This window comes from Planomicrobium sp. CPCC 101079, assembly GCF_007859275.1.
Taxonomy (GTDB): Bacteria; Bacillota; Bacilli; order Bacillales_A; family Planococcaceae; genus Planococcus.
Genome location: NZ_VOHC01000031.1, coordinates 94,518 through 112,248, shown reverse-complemented (window position 1 = coordinate 112,248; position 17,731 = coordinate 94,518). Strand labels below are relative to the sequence as shown.

Below are 17,731 nucleotides of genomic sequence, written 5' to 3'. Positions count from 1 at the left end.
AGCTACCATGGCGATAACTTGGAAGGCGCAGTTGGACCGGCACTTACCAATACTGAACATACAGCTGAAGAAATTGCACAAATTGCTGTAAACGGTATTGAAGAAGACGGCCAGCAAAAAATGCCGCCATCATGGGAAGGTTCAGAAGAAGACTTGCAAGTCTTGGCTGAATTCATCGATGGATTATCTGAATAATACAAGTGAAAAGAGCCGGGAAACCGGCTCTTTTTTACTACTCTGAAAGGAAGAAAACGATGATCTCCTCTTTGCAAAATCTATCGGCATGGCTGATGTATCGTCCATTTTTGCTTTTATTGTTTATCGTGAATCTCCTTGGCACAATCTACGGATACATATGGTATGGATGGCAACTCAAAATTACGGAACCAAAGTTCCTGATATTCGTGCCTGATAGCCCGACTGCAAGTTTGTTTTTTACGGTTGTGTTAGGCCTTTGGCTTTTCGGCAAGCGGAGTTCGCTGTTTGAAGCGCTGGCATTCATTACGCTGATCAAATACGGATTGTGGGCTGTCGTCATGAATTTGCTGACATTGTGGCAAGTGGGCGAAATCGGCTGGATGGGCTGGATGCTCGTCGGTTCCCATTTTGCCATGGCGCTGCAAGCGGTGCTTTACATAGACCATTACCGCTTTGGCTGGTGGTCTGTAGCACTTACTGCAGTTTGGACGCTGCATAATGATGTCATCGATTATGTCTTCGGCCAAATGCCGATTTACAGCAGTTTAAACGATTATAGTGCACAAATCGGTTATTTCACATTTTGGCTGTCAATTGGATGCATAGCGTTCGCTTGCTATGTTGCGCATCTGAACAAAGCATATCAATTGACCAATACTGACGTTTCTTAGTAAAATAAAGATATGAAATAGTAAGAAAGAGGTGTGGAAATAAGATATGGGATTTCTCGTTTACTTTATTTTATTGCTTGCATTGCCGCTTTGGGCTCAGTTCAAACTAAAAAGAACGTATAGCAAGTACTCGAAAGTCCGTTCTACTTCCGGCCATACAGGTGCACAAGTTGCCCGTATTATCTTGGACCAAAACGGTTTGCACGATGTAAAAGTCGTAGAAAGCCGTGGAATGTTGAGCGACCATTACAACCCGTTAACGAAAATAGTTGCTTTAAGCTCACATAACTTTCATGAAGCTTCGGTTGCGGGCACAGCTGTTGCCGCGCACGAAGTGGGGCATGCCATCCAAGACGCGGAAGCGTATTCGTTTCTTCGTCTGCGCCATCGCTTAGTACCGCTTGTCAACTTATCATCAAACGCTTCATGGATTTTCATCATGATCGGTTTGTTGTCTGCTTGGAGCGGTGCGTTATTGATCGGTATTGTTCTGCTGGCTGCGGGGGTTGTGTTCCAAATCATCACATTGCCGGTGGAATTTAACGCTTCTAGCCGTGCGATGGATCAGTTGCTAGCACATAACATCATCCGCAATGAAGAAGAAAGACACGCGAAAAAAGTATTGAGCGCTGCAGCAATGACGTACGTAGCTGCTACTGCAGTAGCTGTTCTTGAGTTGGCACGTTTGGTTTTGATCTACACAGGCATGAACCGTTCATAATGAAAACCGGTCCGAAGTTTTTCGGACCGGTTTTTTTATTTTCAACAGGATGCAGGCAGAACTTAATTTTTCACAAGTACCAAATCAATTTATTACCCGATCGGCTGTTTCTGCTCATCCAGTGTAAACCCTTCACCCATAACATCGTGGACTTCAATAAGTGATACAAAGGCATGCGGATCGACGCTGTTAATGATATTCTTCAGCCTGACAATTTCGTTTTTGGCGACAACGCAGTATAGCACTTCGCGTTCTTCTTTCGTAAAATGCCCGTAACCCCGAAGAATCGTAATGCCCCGGTCCATATCGATTGCAATGCGCCTGGCAATTTCTTCTTGGTAATTGGAAATGATCAAAGCACCGCGTCCAGAATAAGCGCCTTCCTGGACAAAATCGATGACTCGGGCGCCGACAAAAACGGCAACCAATGTATACATCATTGTACGGTTATCCAAAAATGTTAAGCGCGACAAGACGATCACGACTGCGTCGAACAAGAACATCGTCTTGCCCATGCTCCATCCGCTGTATTTCTGGACCAGGCGTGCAATAATATCAACACCGCCAGTAGTTCCTCCGTAGCGGAAAATGATGCCGAGGCCAATGCCGACAAAGACTCCTGCAAACAAAGTGGCCAGGAACAAATCTTCATGCAGATTGATCTGAATTTCATAAACGAGGAAAATTTTTAAAAACACAGACACAGCAACTGTTCCGATAATGGTGTAAAGAAATACTTTTTGGCCGAGCAGTTTCCAGCCGATGAAGAACAAAGGAATGTTTAGCAATAAGTTCATCAATGCAGGATCCCATTGAAACAGGAAAAATAAAATTAACGTGATGCCCGCAAATCCGCCTTCGCCCAATTCGTTTTGGATATTAAAGTGGACAAAGCCAAAACTATAAATTGCAGCACCGATCAAAATAAAGAAAATGTTTTTAATTTGCAGTCCTTTTAGCAAAAGATCAACCCCTATCCATTCTTCAACTCTTGTATTATCTGCTATAAGAAGGATTTTGACAACATCCACCATTTTCTTTACGATGAAAAGAGGAGTGTGATGAAATGGCTGGACATAAAACGATGAACGAACTTCAACAAGAAGTGGACCAATATATCGGACAGTTTAAAGAAGGCTATTTTGAGCCGATGGAAATGCTTGCCAGGCTTACCGAAGAACTGGGTGAACTGGCACGCGAAGTGATTCATGTACACGGCCCAAAGAAAAAGAAAGCAACTGAAGAAGAAAAAAGCATTGAGGATGAAATGGGCGATCTGCTTTTCGTCTTGATTTGTATGGCGAATTCAATGGAGATTGATTTGGAAAAGGCGCATGACCGGGTCATGCACAAGTTCAATACACGGGACAAAGACCGCTGGACGAGAAAGGATGAAGCAGAATGACGATACGCGTAGCGATTGCAGGAGCGAGAGGCAGAATGGGCCAAGAAGCTGTACATACAATTATGAAAAATCCGGATATGGAATTGGTTTCAGTGCTGGATTATAAAAATGTCGGCAAAACGCTTGAAGATACCAACCTTTTTCCGCCGTCTTATGGGGCGCCAATTTTTACTGATATAACAGAACTGCATAAAAAAACAAAACCGGATGTTCTTGTTGATTTAACGTCGCCTGAATCGGTTTATGAACATACGAAAAAAGCTTTGGAGCTCAATATCCGGCCGGTTGTCGGGACAACCGGCTTCACGGATGAAGAACTGGAAGAATTGAAAACTCTTGCGAAAAAAGCGGAACTGGGCTGCATTATCGCACCAAACTTCGCTATTGGCGCTGTATTAATGATGAAGTTTGCCGAGCAGGCAGCTAAGTATTTGCCGGACGTTGAAATCATAGAGATGCATCATGATCAAAAGTTGGATGCCCCGTCAGGAACGGCGTTGAAGACAGCCAATCTGATTTCCTCAGTGCGTGAGTCGCATGGTCAAGGTCACGCGAAAGAAAAAGAAACGATCCAAGGTGCAAGAGGCGCTGATTATGATGGCATGCGCATCCACAGTGTCCGGCTGCCTGGCCTCGTTGCCCACCAGCAGGTACTCCTTGGAGGTGAAGGCCAGCTTTTGACAATCCGCCACGATTCGTTTAACCGCGGTTCTTTTATGTCTGGCGTAGTACTTTCTGTAAAAACCGTTATGGATTTGAAAGAACTCGTGTATGGCCTTGAACATATTATCGACTAAAGGGGAAGATGGAATGAAAATCGCGTTAATTGCCCATGACCGTAAAAAAGATGACTTGGTTCAATTTGTCATAGCTTACCAGCCGATTTTAAAAGAGCATTCGCTTTATGCGACAGGGACGACAGGAAAGCGCGTCATTGATGAAGCTGACCTTCCTGTGACTCTTTTCCGTTCTGGTCCGCTTGGTGGGGATCAGCAAATCGGTGCAATGATTGCGCAAGATGAAATGGACATGGTCATCTTTTTCCGTGATCCCTTGACCGCGCAGCCACATGAGCCCGATGTCACGGCATTAATCCGCTTATGCGACGTCTACGGCGTGCCGCTTGCAACAAATATGGGGACAGCGGAAGTGTTGTTGAAAGGCCTATCAGAAGGATTTGTTGACTGGCGATTGATTCGCGGGCGGAGAGGATAGGAGGAACAGCTTTGCGAAAAATGAAAATCGGCATCACGTGTTATCCGACAGTGGGAGGATCCGGGGTCGTAGCGACAGAATTAGGAAAAATGCTTGCAGAAAAAGGGCATGAAGTCCACTTTATCACTTCAAGCACGCCATTCCGATTGAACCGGAATTATCCCAATATCTATAGCCATCAAGTTGATGTCAACAGCTATTCGGTGTTCCAATATGCGCCTTATGATATCGCCCTTGCCACTAAAATAGCGGAAGTGATCCAAAACGAAAAACTGGACTTGATGCATGTCCACTATGCCATTCCTCACGCCGTCTGTGCAATTCTTGGCAGGGATATGGCCGGTGCTGACATCGGCATCGTCACCACACTCCATGGAACCGACATTACGGTTCTTGGGACAGACTCCTCTTTAAAAGAAGCCATTCGCTACGGTATCGAAAAATCAGATGTCGTCACAGCTGTTTCGGATTCATTAAAAGAGCAAACATATGAAATGATTGACCCGGATATGGCCATTCAAACGGTTTATAATTTTGTGGACGAACGGGAATACCGTTTAAAAGACGTAGGAAGCTTGAAAGAAGAATTCGGCATTCAGGAAGATGAGAAAGTCGTTGTCCATGTTTCCAATTTCCGGAAAGTAAAACGGGTTGTGGATGTAGTAGAGACTTTCTATCGCGTACAAAAACAAGTAGCAGCTAAATTGCTGTTAATTGGCGATGGTCCTGAGATGGGCAGAGTGGTCCAACAAGTCCGTGAACTTGGCATAGAAGAACATGTGCTGTTCCTTGGAAAACGAGATAATTTGTCCGAGCTTTATAATATATGTGACTTAAAGCTGCTTCTTTCGGAAAAAGAAGCATTCGGGCTTGTTTTGCTGGAAGCGATGGCTTGTGGCGTTCCTGGCATCGGAGCGCGCATCGGCGGCATGCCTGAAATTGTTTCACCAGGCATCAATGGCTATTTAGTTGAACTGGGAGATGTTGAACAAGCTGCTAAATATGCATTAGAAGCATTAACGAACACCGAATTGCATCAGCAGTTGAAACAAGGCGCATTAGATACTGTCAAAAACCGTTTTCACTCAACGGCTATTTTAGAGCAATATGAGGCCATTTATGAGACCTTGCTTGACAGGGGAGAGCAGTCATGAAAACTGCGGTGCAAGTTATCCGGACTTTAGAAGAAGCTGGGTATGAAGCCTATATGGTCGGAGGAGCTGTTCGTGATTTTTTGCTCGGCAAACAGCCGGATGATTGGGATGTAGCCACAAACGCAACCCCTTCAAAAGTTAAAGAATTATTCAAGCGCACTGTCGATACCGGAATTCAACATGGAACGGTACTGGTGCTGCTTGACGGCGATGGCATTGAAGTTACGACCTATCGGACGGATGGCTTGTATTCAGACAAGCGCCGGCCGGATTCTGTGGAATTTGTCCAATCGCTGGAAGAAGATTTGAAACGGCGTGATTTCACCATCAATGCCATGGCCATGGCGGAAGACTTGCACATTATTGATCCGTTTGGCGGAAAAAAAGACTTGGAAAAAAGAATCATAAAAGCTGTAGGGAATCCCGAAAGCCGCTTTCAGGAAGATGCCTTGCGCATGTTGCGGGCAGTCCGTTTTTCGGGTCAGCTTGATTTTGAAATTGATGGGGCAACGTTGGCATCGATTCGCAAACAATCCCATTTGATTCAGTCCATTGCAGTTGAGCGCATCAAATCAGAAATTGATAAAATCTTTGTCAACAACAATACAGCCCGCAGCATGGAGTATTTAATCGATTCAGGTTTGACCGCCTTTTTGCCGTCAGGTGATTTATTTCATCTGGACTGGTCACGTTACAAAGCGACTGGAGATCATTTACTGGGCTGGAGCTTCATGCTCTATTTTCATGAAAAAGAAGTGGAGCAATTACGGGGTTATAAATTTTCCAACGAAGAAAAGCGGCTGATGGCGAAATCCTTAGAAGCGGCGCGAACGGATGCATGGGACGCTTGGACATATTATGCCTTTTCAACCAGGGAACTTGATATTGCTTCCTGTTTGACTCAAAAGAATATAGACATCCTCTTGGAGAAAAAACAACTGCCTATCCAATCGAAAAAAGAGCTGTCGGCAACCGGTGATGATTTGATGCAATGGAGCGGAGAAAAGCAAGGGCCATGGCTAAAAAAATGGATTTTGGACATGGAGCGGCAAATTGTTACAGGTTTTTTGCAGAACGACAAAGAACAAATAAAGGAATGGTTTTTACATGAATATCACCGTCACGCATAAATTAGCGAAGCGACTGATGGAAGCGGAAGGGGAAGCACTTTCCGGCCAGCGTTTGGCGGATGAATTCAACATCTCCAGAACAGCTGTATGGAAGCATATAAAGGAATTGGAAGAAGAAGGGTATTCCATCGAATCCATAAAAAAACGTGGCTATATTTTAAAAAACGTGCCAGATACATTAGAACCGACCATTATCCAGCCGCTGTTGAAAACCTCGAAAATCGGGAAAGTCATGGAGTATGTTGAATCTTGTCCATCCACTCAAATTCTGGCGCACAAACTTGCGCAAGAGGGAACGGCGGACGGAACGGTCGTTTTGACTGAAAAGCAAACGGAGGGCCGCGGAAGGCTTGCGCGAAAATGGGATTCAGCTCCACGGAAAGGCATCTGGATGAGCGTGATTCTGCGCCCGGATGTAGTTCCTCAAAAAGCGCCGCAGTTTACGCTGGTGGCAGCTGTTGCAGTTGTGCGAGCCATTGAAGAAGTAACTGCATTGAAGCCCGAAATCAAGTGGCCGAATGATATATTACTGAATGGCAAAAAGTGCACAGGCATTTTGACAGAATTGCAGTCGGATGCGGATGGCATTCAAGCGCTGATCATCGGCATCGGCATGAATGTCAATCAAGTACTAGAAGATTTCAGTCCTGAAGTCCAAGATATTGCAGCTTCCTTGAAAATGGCAAGCGGGCAAGAGGTGAATCGACAAGAACTGGTCCGTTCACTTCTTTTTCACTTAGAACAATATACAAATTTGTATATTGAACAAGGATTTGGCTTGCTGAAGGTGATGTGGGAAGGTTATTCCTCCACAATCGGCCGTTCGGTCCGCGCCAGGATGGCAAAAGAGACGCTCGAAGGAATTGCGGAAGGCATTACCGATGACGGCGTTCTGCAATTGCGCACACCAGACGGCAAGCTTCATGGCATATACTCGGCCGATATTGAAATGAAAAATTGATATTTGGTTTTTTTTCAACGGTTCTGGTATAGTGTGATTAGTGGGCAGTATCGCATGCGAACTGCACCCAAACCAAATGATTGAGAAATTTAATCTTATAATTCTGCCTTGATCTTTTAGACAGGGACGGAGGAAACCTACAATGACTTTTCTGTCCTTCTGTCCTTTTTTAGCGACAGAAGGGCTTTTTATATGGTTTGCTCCAAAAAGGAGAGAGAACGTATGCAAACGGTTCAAACAGTTGAAGAACTGAAAAGCTGGGTCCGGGAAGTGAAAAATTCCGGACAAACGATTGGGCTTGTCCCGACGATGGGCTTTCTTCACGAAGGACATCTGTCTTTAGTGGAAAAAGCAAAACTAGAAAACGACAAGGTGCTTATGAGCATTTTCGTAAACCCTGCACAATTTGGACCAAATGAAGATTTCGACCGGTATCCCCGTGATATGGAACGCGATCAACAGTTAGCGGCTTCCGCTGGGACCGACGTTATTTTCGCTCCTTCCGTTGCGGAAATGTATCCACGTGAGTCGCAAATTTCGATTTCCGTCGGTGCACAAGCGAATGTACTCTGTGGCGCGAAGCGCCCTGGCCACTTTGACGGGGTTTTGAAAGTCGTGACAAAACTATTCCATTTATCAGAAGCTGACCGGGCGTATTTTGGCAAAAAAGACGCGCAGCAGTTGGCGATTATCGAATCGCTTGTAGAAGATTATAATTTTCCGCTGGTGATTCGCCGAGGGGAAACTGTCCGGGAAGCGGATGGTCTTGCAAAAAGTTCACGTAATGTCTATTTGAGCGAGGCAGAGCGCAGGGAAGCCCCGCATTTGCACCGAGCACTGCAATTAGGCAAAAATCTCGTGCTTGAAGGGAAAAATCCGCTTCCGGAAATGGATGCATACTTAAACAAGCATGTGTCGGGGAAAATTGATTATATTGAATTGCATGATTATCCTACGCTGACAAAAGAAATTGAAGAAGAGGCCATTTTGGCGCTTGCTGTACAATTTGAAAAAGCACGTTTAATTGATAACGTCATCATAAACTTAAAGGGGAACTGAAAATGTTGCGAATGATGCTAAATGCCAAACTCCATCGTGCGACTGTAACACAAGCCGACCTTAACTATGTCGGAAGCATAACGATTGATGAAGATTTGCTGGACGCCGCAGGAATGCTGCCGAACGAAAAAGTCCATGTGGTCAATAACAATAATGGCGCACGATTTGAAACATATATCATTGCTGGAGAAAGAGGCAGCGGTGTTATTTGTGTCAATGGCGCAGCTGCCCGCCTCGTTCAAAAAGGGGATATCGTCATCGTTCTGACTTACGGCTACGTGATGGATGAGAATGCACGCAATCACAAACCGACTGTCGCGATCATGAACGAAGACAATACGATTCGTGAAATTATCCATTATGAACCCGAAGCGACTATTATGTGAAAAACGGCCTCCTTTTTTGGAGGCTTTTTTAATGGTTCTGTCTATGGGCACAGCGTGTCTATTTTATGGCTAACGCCAAGTCGAAGCCGAATTTGTCTTGTCGCCAAAAGACGGATGGCTGAACGGTATGGTACAATTTTTAAGAGAGAATCACCTTAGAAAGAGGGATTTTGATGAATACGCAAAAATATGTTGTTGTCGATATTGAAACAACGGGCCATTCCCCTGCAAAAGGTGACCGGATTATTCAGATAGCGCTCGTGACGATTGAAGATGGTGTTATTGTTGATACATATACGAAATTTGTTAATCCCGGAAAAAAAATTCCGATGTTTATTCAAGATTTAACGAATATTTCGGATAAGGATGTGGCAACGGCTCCTCCATTTGAAGCTTTTGCTGAAACCATCTTCGAAAAATTGCAGGACGCCATTTTTGTGGCGCACAATACAAATTTTGATTTGAATTTTTTACAAGCTGAACTGAAACGGAGCGGGCTCCCGAAATGGCATGGTTTGGCAATGGACACAGTGGAGTTGACGCGCTTGATGTACCCGACAGCGTTCAGCTATAAATTGCAGGACATTACAGCAGAACTTGGCATTCCACTGACAAGCGCACACCGGGCAGATGATGACGCAATTGCCACTGCGCATCTGTTTCTCCGTGCCCAAGAAGACATGGAAAAGCTTCCGTATGATACCTTGGCGCATTTGCACAAACGCTCATTCCAGTTAAAGTCGGATTTGTCCCGTCTTGTATTCGAATTGATGCAGAAAAAAAGGAATGCACAACCTGATTTGTTTGACCGCTTCAACGGCATTCCGTTGAAAAACAAGAAAAGAACTTCTGAGCTTGGCCCGATAGAAACGGTATCGGGCAACTGGGAAGAGCGCCTGGAACAGGCATTTCCTAATTTTGAACGGCGGCAAAGCCAAATCGATATGATGAACTCTATTCAAAACGCTCTTCAGGAAAATGGTGAAATGGTCATCGAAGCTTCCACCGGCATGGGAAAGACGATTGCCTATCTGCTGCCGGCGGCAGAGTTTGCTTTTGCTCAAAGCAAGCAAGTCGTCATTAGTACCTATACCACCCATTTGCAAGATCAATTGCTGCAAAATGAAGGGAAAATTGTTGAAAGAGTCATTGGGGCGCCTCTTCGCATCGCGTTGATCAAAGGCTTGGGGCATTATATTGATTTGACGCGGTTTGCGGAATTGTTGCAAGGTGACGATGAATCCTATGATGAAACGTTTACCATTATGCAAGTATTGATTTGGTTAACCTCTACTGAAACTGGTGATTTGAATGAATTGAACGTTTCAAGCGGCGGCCAGTTTTTGCTCGATAAAATTCGCCGATCGCATTTAAGAAGGTTGTCACCACAGGAAAAGCGTTATGATTATTACGAAAATGCCCTGATGCAAGCCAAAGAAGCGCACATAATTGTAACGAATCATTCTTTTTTATTAAATCAACGGATGCCCAATCCGGCAATTTTGGATAATGTAGGAGCATTTATTTGGGATGAAGCTCATCAAGTTGTTCAAGCCGCCGTGGCTCAACACGAAAAAACCTTTGTTTATACACAATGGAAGTATATTTTTGGCCAGTTGGGACTTTACGATGAACAGCAATTGTTTTCAAAACTCTATGAAGTAGCGGACCGGACCGGATTCTCAACTGTTCCTGAATTATTGAAGTTAGAATCGCTGTTTACCAAGTTCGTGGCAATGTTTGATGAAGTAAGCGCCATTCTATCAGCCAGTTTTTCTGAAAAATTTAGAAACAGCCGCCATCAAAAATGCTCTTCCTTATTAAGTGAATTGGATATTAACAAAGACCGCTTTTTTGACATGCTGCGTTATTTGAACGAATGGATCGATTTGTCTCAGCTCATTTTGCAGAAAGCGGAACGCGTAATAGAAAAAACGGTTAACGACCGAATCATCATTACCGATTGGCGCTATTGGACTGAAGAACTTATGCTGAAATCAGTGGAATTCAGCGAAATCTTTGTGTTTCCGCTGGCGGATGAAGTCAGTTGGATCGAAGGCGATCTCAGAAGTTTGCCAAACAGCTTATCGTTTTACAAACGGCCGTTCGAAGTGACTTCGCTTGTGGAAAACGTCATAGGACCTGTCCGTGGAACAAAAGCGGTTGTTTGGTTATCGGGCACTATGAGTGTCCCATCGAATGAACGTTTTATCGTCAACCAGCTTGGAATTCCGCAAACTGTTCCTATTTCAAAGTTCGATCCGCCAAAAGATTTTTACCAAGGCGCCCAGGTTTTTGTGGTCGACGATATGCCGGATATCCAACAAGTTTCCCAAAGCGAATACATCGAATCGGTTGCCGATGCTGTCGTCCAAACTGTGCTTGTGACAGAAGGTCGTTGTTTCGTGCTGTTCACGTCTCAGGACATGCTGCGCAAAACGGTTGAACTGATCCAAGATACCGGTTTACTGGATGATTATATGCTGTTTGCCCAAGGAATTTCTTCTGGAAGCAGACTTAGGCTATTGAAGTCATTCCAGCGTTTTCAGAAATCTGTTTTATTTGGCACGAATAGTTTTTGGGAAGGCGTGGATGTGCCGGGGGACGCTTTGCGCGCGGTTGTAGTCGTGCGGCTGCCGTTTACGTCACCCGATGAACCAATCTTTAAAGCAAGATCCGAAGCGATTGCAAAAGAAGGCGTCAATCCGTTTCTTCAGTATGCGCTGCCGGAGGCTGTGTTGAGGCTGCGCCAAGGATTCGGCCGGCTGATCCGGTCGAAAAATGACAAAGGCTTGTTCATTGTGTTAGACCGCCGGATCGAGACGAAGTCGTATGGCAAGGAATTTTTAAGCGCTTTGCCGAAAGTGAAAGTCTCAAAAGTGTCCCTAGAAAAGATGGTAACGGATATTGAAGATTGGTATAATAAGCAATGATAGTTTGACAGAGAAAAAAGAAGGCAAGCAGATGCTGCCGAATTATTTCTTTAGGTGAAAAAGTGAAGGGAAGGTCACATATGGAATCCAAAATTGAAGTGCTTACCACTGTAAACGTAACGTACCAAGAGGATTTGTATAAAGTGGTGGACGCCTTGAACCGGACATTGAAACACAATAACTTGATGTTTGGCTTGGCGCTTGATAAAGAAGACCAGACAAAAGCGGTTTTCACAATTTATAAGACTTAGGTGATCAAATGAAGCAATGGGTTATATTTATATCTGGCTTTCTTTCTTTTTTGGCGGTCGTGTTGATGTTAGTAATTATTTTCACCGGCAACAAGCCGTTTTCTGCAGCTGAAAAACAGGCAATGGAACGAGTGGAAAGCGAAAATCTGCTTGCGGATATCGACCGGACGTATGTTTATTCGAACAAGCAACTTTCTGTCACCGTTATAGGAACAGATGCAGAAGGCAAAGCCAAAGCGGCTTTTGTTCCAACAGGTGAGGGCAAAATAGAGTCGGTTAGCCTTGAAGACAAAGTCACAGCACAAGAAGCTCGGGAAATTGCCTTGAAAGAAATGAATGTCAAAGATATCCTGCATACAAAATTGGGAATGGAAAGCGAAGGCCCAGTATGGGAAATCGCTTTTATAAATAAAGAAGACCAGTTGAATTATGTATACATTCTTGCAAAAGATGGAACTTGGTGGAAACGTATCTTGAATTTGTGAAAGGGCTGATAATATTTGATTAACTTAGCAGGGCGCGTTCAAACTTTAACTCCTTCAACAACGTTGGCAATTACAGCAAAAGCGAATGAATTGAAAGCTGCTGGAGTTGACGTCATTGGCTTGGGAGCAGGGGAGCCTGATTATAACACTCCGGAAAATATTTTAACTGCCGCTTATCAGTCCATGAAAGAAGGCAAAACGAAATACACGCCTTCAGGCGGCCTGCCGGCTTTGAAAGAAGCGATTATCAACAAACTGCAGCGTGATCAGCAGCTATCTTATGAGCCCAAAGAAATCATGGTCGGAATCGGTGCAAAGCACGTATTGTACACGCTGTTTCAAGTGTTGCTGAACGAAGGCGACGAAGTGATCATTCCGATTCCTTATTGGGTCAGCTATCCGGAACAAGTGAAATTGGCACAGGGAGTTCCGGTATACATAGAAGCGACATCCAGCCAAGCATACAAAGTGACAGCCGATCAATTAAGAAATGCGATAACTGAACGGACAAAAGCTGTGATCATTAATTCGCCAAGCAATCCGACAGGCATGCTCTATACAAAAGAAGAATTGGCGGAGCTTGCTGAAGTTTGCCGCGAGTCGGATATCCTGATAATCTCCGACGAAATTTACGAAAAACTGATTTACGGAAAAGCAACCCATACTTCGGTAGCGGAACTATCAGAAGATGCTAAAAAACGTACAATCATCATCAACGGCGTGTCGAAATCCCATTCCATGACAGGATGGCGTATCGGGTATGCCGCAGGCGATGCGCAAATCATCAAAGCGATGACTGATTTGGCCAGCCATTCAACCTCGAATCCGACGACGACTTCGCAGTATGCAGCAATTGAAGCGTATAATGGACCACAAGATGCGGTAGAAGAAATGCGGGAAGCATTTGAAAAACGCTTAGATGCCATATTCCCGAAAGTTGCGGCCATTCCAGGCTTTACTGTCATTCGTCCTGAAGGGGCATTTTATTTATTGCCGGAAGTGGCAGAGGTAGCTGAAAAAACCGGTTATTCGTCTGTTGATGACTTTGCAACGGCGCTTTTGACAGAAGCGAATGTGGCCGTCATTCCAGGTTCAGGATTCGGGGCCCCAACGACAATTCGATTGTCATATGCAACTTCTCTTGAAGCGTTGACAGAAGCAGTTGCCCGCATAGAAAAATTCGTAACATCAAAATGGCAAGACTGAGAAGATTATATTTTTGGAGGCTAGTATGAAAAAGATTACAATTGCTGAAATGGCAAAATATAACGGACAAACAATCAAATTAGGAGCTTGGGTAGCGAACAAGCGCTCAAGCGGGAAAATCGCTTTTCTGCAATTGCGCGACGGCACTGGTTTTGTACAAGGTGTAGTAGTTAAAGCGGAAGTGGGAGAAGAACTGTTTGCAACCGCAAAAGGATTGACCCAAGAAACATCGCTTTATGTAACTGGAGAAGTGAAAGAAGACGAGCGTTCCTCGTTCGGCTATGAACTGCAAGTCACAGGAATTGAAGTGCTTCATGTGGCAACGGATTTCCCGATTACCCCTAAAGAGCACGGAACGGAATTTTTAATGGACAACCGCCACTTGTGGCTGCGTTCAAGAAAACAGCACGCCATCATGAAAATCCGCAACGAGATCATTCGTGCGACCTATGAGTTTTTCAATGATAACGGATTTGTCAAAGTAGACCCGCCAATTTTGACTGGCTCAGCACCTGAAGGAACTTCAGAGCTTTTTGCTACAAAGTATTTCGATGAAGACGCGTTTTTATCGCAATCTGGCCAGCTTTATATGGAAGCTGCTGCAATGGCACTTGGAAAAGTGTTTTCATTCGGCCCGACATTCCGCGCTGAAAAATCAAAAACGCGCCGCCACTTGATCGAATTCTGGATGATCGAACCGGAAATGGCGTTTGTTGAACACGAGGAAAGCTTGGAAGTCCAAGAGCAATTCGTTTCTCATATCGTCCAATCGGTTTTGAAAAACTGCAAATTAGAATTAGAGCGTTTAGAAAGAGATACATCGAAACTTGAAAAAATAAAAGCACCTTTTCCGCGCATTTCATATGATGATGCCATCCAATGGTTGAATGACAATGGGTTTGACGACATCAAATGGGGCGATGATTTTGGCGCGCCGCATGAAACGGCGATTGCTGAAAACCATGATATGCCGGTCTTTATCGTCAATTACCCAATCGGCATCAAACCGTTCTACATGCAACCGCACCCCGAGCGGGATGATGTAGTCCTTTGTGCAGATTTGATTGCGCCAGAAGGATACGGAGAAATCATCGGCGGATCTGAACGGATTCATGACTTCGAATTGATGAAACAGCGCATAAACGAACACAATCTAGACGAACAAGCGTATGCATGGTATTTGGAATTGAGCAAGTATGGAGCTGTTCCGCATTCCGGTTTTGGACTTGGACTTGAACGCACTGTAGCATGGATAAGCGGAGCCGAGCACGTACGCGAATCCATCCCATTCCCGCGTTTATTGAACCGTCTTTATCCATAATTTAATTTATTCAAGTTAAAGTTAAATTTAATGTTTTAGTACTGATATTCCGCAAAACAGCTGCGAAGCTACTGGCCGCAGCCTGCAAGGCCAGTAGCTTTGCGACGAGCTTGCGCAGGAGCACATGTTTTAAACTGGGCGCAGCCTGCAAGGCCAGTAGCTTTGCGACGAGCTTGCGCAGGAGCACATGTTTTAAAAGCCGCGGGCTCGCGCCAAAATCCCGCAGGAGTCTCCGCTGTTTTGCTCCATATCTTTCAATCAACTAGCAGTAAAACAGCAATTGTATAGGCAGTCACTCAGGATTTTAAGAAATCTCTTAGCTTCGGCGCGTTCACGGGCTAGGTGAAGTGATAAGACGAGTGTTCTTCTCGGCTTATTGCGAGAGCTCTGCCCAAAGCGTCCGAAGCGATGTATAAAAGTTAATTTTTATATATAGAAGAAAAGTTTACCGGGTACCTCCCGAAGCAATACAGAACAGAAAGGTGGTTGGGATATGCAACAGCCGAATCGACTGCAGACCTGGATCGAGCAGGGAAATGTTCACATTTCCCAGCTTTTTTTTCAATTCTATAAGGAATTGAAAATCACGGACGAAGAAGCGATGTTGCTTATGCACATACACGCGTTTCAGCAGCAAGGAAATCAATTTCCCACACCTGATGAAATAGGCGCTCGCATGATGACTTCGCAACTAAATGTCACAACAATGCTGCAAAAATTAATGCAGCAAGGCTATTTAGCCATTGACCAAGAAACAATAGAAGAAGTGCTTACCGAACGAATTTCACTTCAACCCCTGTGGGATAGATTACTGGATTGTGTATATAAAGAACAGGATCAAGCAAAAGAAAATTCCCAGAAAGAAATGGAAGGCGAAATTTTTCAGTTGTTTGAGCAAGAATTTGGCCGCTTCCTTTCACCAATGGAAATTGAAACGATTTCCATGTGGATGGACCAGGATGGCCATACCCCTGCAATCATACGGATGGCATTAAAAGAAGCGGTCATCTCGCAAAAAATCAGCCTTCGTTACGTAGACCGCATTTTATTTGAATGGAAAAAGAAAAACATCAAAACGAAAACAGAAGTATCCAAACATGCAACATCTTTCAGAGAAAAAAATATCCGGATCCAGCCTGCAGGAAATTCAGCAAAAAAAGTGCAATTTTACAATTGGCTGGAGGACCGCAATTAGAAGGTGATCGGTTTGATGACAAAAAAAGAATGGCACCAATGCCTCGAAGAAATGGATCATATGTTTCCAGACGCCCACTGTGAACTGGTTCACAGAAATCCATTTGATTTGTTGATTGCCACATTATTGTCTGCACAGTGTACAGACAAATTGGTGAACCGGGTGACTGCGACACTTTTTCAAAAGTACGCAGTGCCGGAGGATTATATTTCAGTTCCTTTAGAAGAACTGGAGCAAGACATTCGTTCGATTGGCCTTTATCGTAACAAAGCGAAAAATATACAGGCCTTGAGCCGCATTCTGATCGATCAATACGACAGTCAAGTGCCGGCGGATCGGGATTTGCTGACAACACTTCCTGGAGTGGGCCGCAAGACGGCAAACGTCGTCGTGTCGGTGGCATTTGGCATACCGGCACTCGCAGTAGATACCCATGTTGAGCGGGTAGCCAAGCGGCTTGGCGTTAATCGATGGAAAGATACACCGCTGCAGGTGGAAGAGACCATCATGAAAAAAACACCAAAAGAAAATTGGTCTAAAACCCATCACCAGATCATTTTTTTTGGACGTTACCATTGCAAAGCGCAAAACCCAGGATGCCATATTTGTCCGCTTTTTAACCGCTGCAGAGAAGGGCAAAAACGCGACAAAAAAGGACTTGTTAAACGTGAAGTTGTCACAAAAGTTAACTAAGGAACAAACGGATCCATTTTTCAGCAAGTGGCAAGAGATGTCGCTCGTAATTTCGGAATTGCACGAGCGACGGGAAAAGCGAGTAAAGAAAGAGATGGAAAGTGGCATTCTTCTTTATAAAAAGTTGCTGGCCCATTGCTTGGATGCAGAAAAAGACGCCGGCGAAAAAGCAGTGGCGCCATTGAACGGGGAAGAACGCTTGGCCTTTGTAGCATCTAATCCGGGAACTTATGCCGCGTTTCGCCAACTGGATGAACTTTTTGCAGAAATGAAGAAGTTGATCGCAGCCAAACGTATACAATTGAAAAGGCTGGAAAAGGAAATATAGAAAACCCCCATGTCAGAAAAATTTCTGACATGGGGGTTTTCTATTTAAGGTGCTATATGTTTCTGCATAAACTTTTGAAATTTGAAAGAACGGAGGTGAGAAATTTAGTTGCCATTGCCATTGCCGTTGCCATTGCCGTTGCCATTGCCATTGCCGTTGCCATTGCCGTTGCCATTGCCGTTGCCATTGCCATTGCCATTGTCGTTGCCGTTGTCACTGTTGTTGCCATTGCCGTTGCCTTGGTTTCCTTCACCAGGGTTGTCGGATTGGCCTCGGCGGGTGGCAGTGCCATCTTCTTCAGCCGGTTCTTCTTCGGCTGGTTCTTCTTCGGCTGGTTCTTCTTCGGCCGGCTCTTCTTCAGCTGGTTCTTCTTCGGCTGGTTCTTCTTCGGCCGGTTCTTCTTCAGCTGGTTCTTCTTC

The 17,731-nt window shown here is 44.6% G+C and carries 21 protein-coding genes; 19 read left to right on the top strand and 2 right to left on the bottom strand.

Going from position 1 to position 17,731, the window contains the following annotated elements; translation table 11 throughout:
- The 3 genes from FQV28_RS16825 to FQV28_RS16815 all read left to right on the top strand — a co-directional run.
- The coding region (locus FQV28_RS16825; RefSeq protein WP_146497769.1) for a c-type cytochrome at window positions 1–195 on the top strand (195 nt) is incomplete at its 5' end.
- A 59-nt stretch (window positions 196–254) separates the two neighbouring features.
- A complete protein-coding gene (gene lhaT, locus FQV28_RS16820) occupies window positions 255–869 on the top strand; it encodes a lipoprotein heptaprenylglyceryl N-acetyltransferase LhaT (protein ID WP_146497673.1) in 615 nt (204 codons plus the stop codon).
- A 46-nt stretch (window positions 870–915) separates the two neighbouring features.
- Complete coding sequence (locus FQV28_RS16815; RefSeq protein WP_146497672.1) at window positions 916–1,590, top strand: zinc metallopeptidase; 675 nt, start codon at window positions 916–918, stop codon at window positions 1,588–1,590.
- Between the two features lie 92 nt (window positions 1,591–1,682).
- Here the strand turns inward: FQV28_RS16815 and FQV28_RS16810 are convergent, their stop codons facing one another.
- Complete coding sequence (locus tag FQV28_RS16810) at window positions 1,683–2,552, bottom strand: YitT family protein (protein ID WP_146497671.1); 870 nt, start codon at window positions 2,550–2,552, stop codon at window positions 1,683–1,685.
- Window positions 2,553–2,656: 104 nt separating this feature from the next.
- Between FQV28_RS16810 and FQV28_RS16805 the strand changes: the two genes are divergently transcribed.
- The 16 genes from FQV28_RS16805 (at window position 2,657) to FQV28_RS16730 (ending at window position 17,312) form a co-directional block, all read left to right on the top strand.
- Entirely contained in the window at window positions 2,657–2,995 is a 339-nt protein-coding gene (locus FQV28_RS16805) for a nucleotide pyrophosphohydrolase (RefSeq protein WP_146497670.1), read from the top strand.
- Complete coding sequence (dapB, locus tag FQV28_RS16800) at window positions 2,992–3,792, top strand: 4-hydroxy-tetrahydrodipicolinate reductase (RefSeq protein WP_146497669.1); 801 nt, start codon at window positions 2,992–2,994, stop codon at window positions 3,790–3,792. The genes FQV28_RS16805 and dapB overlap by 4 nt, the downstream gene beginning before the upstream one ends.
- Before the next feature lie 13 nt (window positions 3,793–3,805).
- Window positions 3,806–4,210 carry a methylglyoxal synthase gene (gene mgsA, locus FQV28_RS16795; RefSeq protein WP_146497668.1) on the top strand — a complete coding sequence of 135 codons (405 nt, stop codon included), beginning with the start codon at window positions 3,806–3,808 and terminating at the stop codon, window positions 4,208–4,210.
- An 11-nt stretch (window positions 4,211–4,221) separates the two neighbouring features.
- Complete coding sequence (gene bshA, locus FQV28_RS16790; protein ID WP_146497667.1) at window positions 4,222–5,364, top strand: N-acetyl-alpha-D-glucosaminyl L-malate synthase BshA; 1,143 nt, start codon at window positions 4,222–4,224, stop codon at window positions 5,362–5,364.
- Window positions 5,361–6,494, top strand: a complete 1,134-nt coding sequence (locus FQV28_RS16785) for a CCA tRNA nucleotidyltransferase (RefSeq protein ID WP_146497666.1) — start codon at window positions 5,361–5,363, stop codon at window positions 6,492–6,494. The genes bshA and FQV28_RS16785 overlap by 4 nt, the downstream gene beginning before the upstream one ends.
- Window positions 6,472–7,455, top strand: a complete 984-nt coding sequence (locus FQV28_RS16780; RefSeq protein WP_146497665.1) for a biotin--[acetyl-CoA-carboxylase] ligase — start codon at window positions 6,472–6,474, stop codon at window positions 7,453–7,455. Before FQV28_RS16785 ends, FQV28_RS16780 begins: the two co-directional genes overlap by 23 nt.
- A gap of 222 nt (window positions 7,456–7,677) precedes the next feature.
- On the top strand, window positions 7,678–8,514 hold the full coding sequence (panC, locus tag FQV28_RS16775) for a pantoate--beta-alanine ligase (protein ID WP_146497664.1): 837 nt from the start codon (window positions 7,678–7,680) through the stop codon (window positions 8,512–8,514).
- 2 nt (window positions 8,515–8,516) lie between these two features.
- On the top strand, window positions 8,517–8,900 hold the full coding sequence (gene panD, locus FQV28_RS16770) for an aspartate 1-decarboxylase (RefSeq protein WP_146497663.1): 384 nt from the start codon (window positions 8,517–8,519) through the stop codon (window positions 8,898–8,900).
- 173 nt (window positions 8,901–9,073) lie between these two features.
- A complete protein-coding gene (gene dinG, locus FQV28_RS16765) occupies window positions 9,074–11,833 on the top strand; it encodes an ATP-dependent DNA helicase DinG (RefSeq protein ID WP_146497662.1) in 2,760 nt (919 codons plus the stop codon).
- 80 nt (window positions 11,834–11,913) lie between these two features.
- Window positions 11,914–12,084 carry a YpmA family protein gene (locus tag FQV28_RS16760; protein ID WP_146497661.1) on the top strand — a complete coding sequence of 57 codons (171 nt, stop codon included), beginning with the start codon at window positions 11,914–11,916 and terminating at the stop codon, window positions 12,082–12,084.
- Window positions 12,085–12,149: 65 nt separating this feature from the next.
- A complete protein-coding gene (locus FQV28_RS16755; protein WP_255472990.1) occupies window positions 12,150–12,569 on the top strand; it encodes a cell wall elongation regulator TseB-like domain-containing protein in 420 nt (139 codons plus the stop codon).
- 15 nt (window positions 12,570–12,584) lie between these two features.
- Complete coding sequence (locus FQV28_RS16750) at window positions 12,585–13,775, top strand: pyridoxal phosphate-dependent aminotransferase (RefSeq protein ID WP_146497659.1); 1,191 nt, start codon at window positions 12,585–12,587, stop codon at window positions 13,773–13,775.
- 25 nt (window positions 13,776–13,800) lie between these two features.
- Window positions 13,801–15,096: an asparagine--tRNA ligase gene (gene asnS / locus FQV28_RS16745; protein ID WP_146497658.1), complete on the top strand. Its 1,296-nt coding sequence runs from the start codon at window positions 13,801–13,803 to the stop codon at window positions 15,094–15,096.
- 493 nt (window positions 15,097–15,589) lie between these two features.
- A complete protein-coding gene (locus FQV28_RS16740; protein ID WP_146497657.1) occupies window positions 15,590–16,291 on the top strand; it encodes a DnaD domain-containing protein in 702 nt (233 codons plus the stop codon).
- 12 nt (window positions 16,292–16,303) lie between these two features.
- The gene (gene nth, locus FQV28_RS16735) at window positions 16,304–16,984 is read left to right on the top strand and encodes an endonuclease III (RefSeq protein WP_146497656.1); all 681 of its coding nucleotides are present in this window, start codon (window positions 16,304–16,306) and stop codon (window positions 16,982–16,984) included.
- Window positions 16,959–17,312, top strand: a complete 354-nt coding sequence (locus tag FQV28_RS16730; protein ID WP_146497655.1) for a YpoC family protein — start codon at window positions 16,959–16,961, stop codon at window positions 17,310–17,312. Before nth ends, FQV28_RS16730 begins: the two co-directional genes overlap by 26 nt.
- A gap of 104 nt (window positions 17,313–17,416) precedes the next feature.
- Here the strand turns inward: FQV28_RS16730 and FQV28_RS19325 are convergent.
- Window positions 17,417–17,731, bottom strand: a 315-nt coding sequence (locus FQV28_RS19325) for a hypothetical protein (protein WP_186763925.1), incomplete at its 5' end; no start/stop codon positions are given.

What these genes read in the sequence shown, in the direction of transcription:
- asnS (WP_146497658.1), top strand. Translation starts at nt 13,801, where the DNA reads ATGAAAAAGATTACAATTGCTGAAATGGCAAAATATAACGGACAAACA.
- dinG (WP_146497662.1), top strand. Translation starts at nt 9,074, where the DNA reads ATGAATACGCAAAAATATGTTGTTGTCGATATTGAAACAACGGGCCAT.
- dapB (WP_146497669.1), top strand. Translation starts at nt 2,992, where the DNA reads ATGACGATACGCGTAGCGATTGCAGGAGCGAGAGGCAGAATGGGCCAA.
- panC (WP_146497664.1), top strand. Translation starts at nt 7,678, where the DNA reads ATGCAAACGGTTCAAACAGTTGAAGAACTGAAAAGCTGGGTCCGGGAA.
- FQV28_RS16760 (WP_146497661.1), top strand. Translation starts at nt 11,914, where the DNA reads ATGGAATCCAAAATTGAAGTGCTTACCACTGTAAACGTAACGTACCAA.
- FQV28_RS16785 (WP_146497666.1), top strand. Translation starts at nt 5,361, where the DNA reads ATGAAAACTGCGGTGCAAGTTATCCGGACTTTAGAAGAAGCTGGGTAT.
- FQV28_RS16815 (WP_146497672.1), top strand. Translation starts at nt 916, where the DNA reads ATGGGATTTCTCGTTTACTTTATTTTATTGCTTGCATTGCCGCTTTGG.
- lhaT (WP_146497673.1), top strand. Translation starts at nt 255, where the DNA reads ATGATCTCCTCTTTGCAAAATCTATCGGCATGGCTGATGTATCGTCCA.
- FQV28_RS16780 (WP_146497665.1), top strand. Translation starts at nt 6,472, where the DNA reads ATGAATATCACCGTCACGCATAAATTAGCGAAGCGACTGATGGAAGCG.
- panD (WP_146497663.1), top strand. Translation starts at nt 8,517, where the DNA reads ATGTTGCGAATGATGCTAAATGCCAAACTCCATCGTGCGACTGTAACA.
- mgsA (WP_146497668.1), top strand. Translation starts at nt 3,806, where the DNA reads ATGAAAATCGCGTTAATTGCCCATGACCGTAAAAAAGATGACTTGGTT.
- FQV28_RS16805 (WP_146497670.1), top strand. Translation starts at nt 2,657, where the DNA reads ATGGCTGGACATAAAACGATGAACGAACTTCAACAAGAAGTGGACCAA.
- FQV28_RS16740 (WP_146497657.1), top strand. Translation starts at nt 15,590, where the DNA reads ATGCAACAGCCGAATCGACTGCAGACCTGGATCGAGCAGGGAAATGTT.
- FQV28_RS16755 (WP_255472990.1), top strand. Translation starts at nt 12,150, where the DNA reads ATGTTAGTAATTATTTTCACCGGCAACAAGCCGTTTTCTGCAGCTGAA.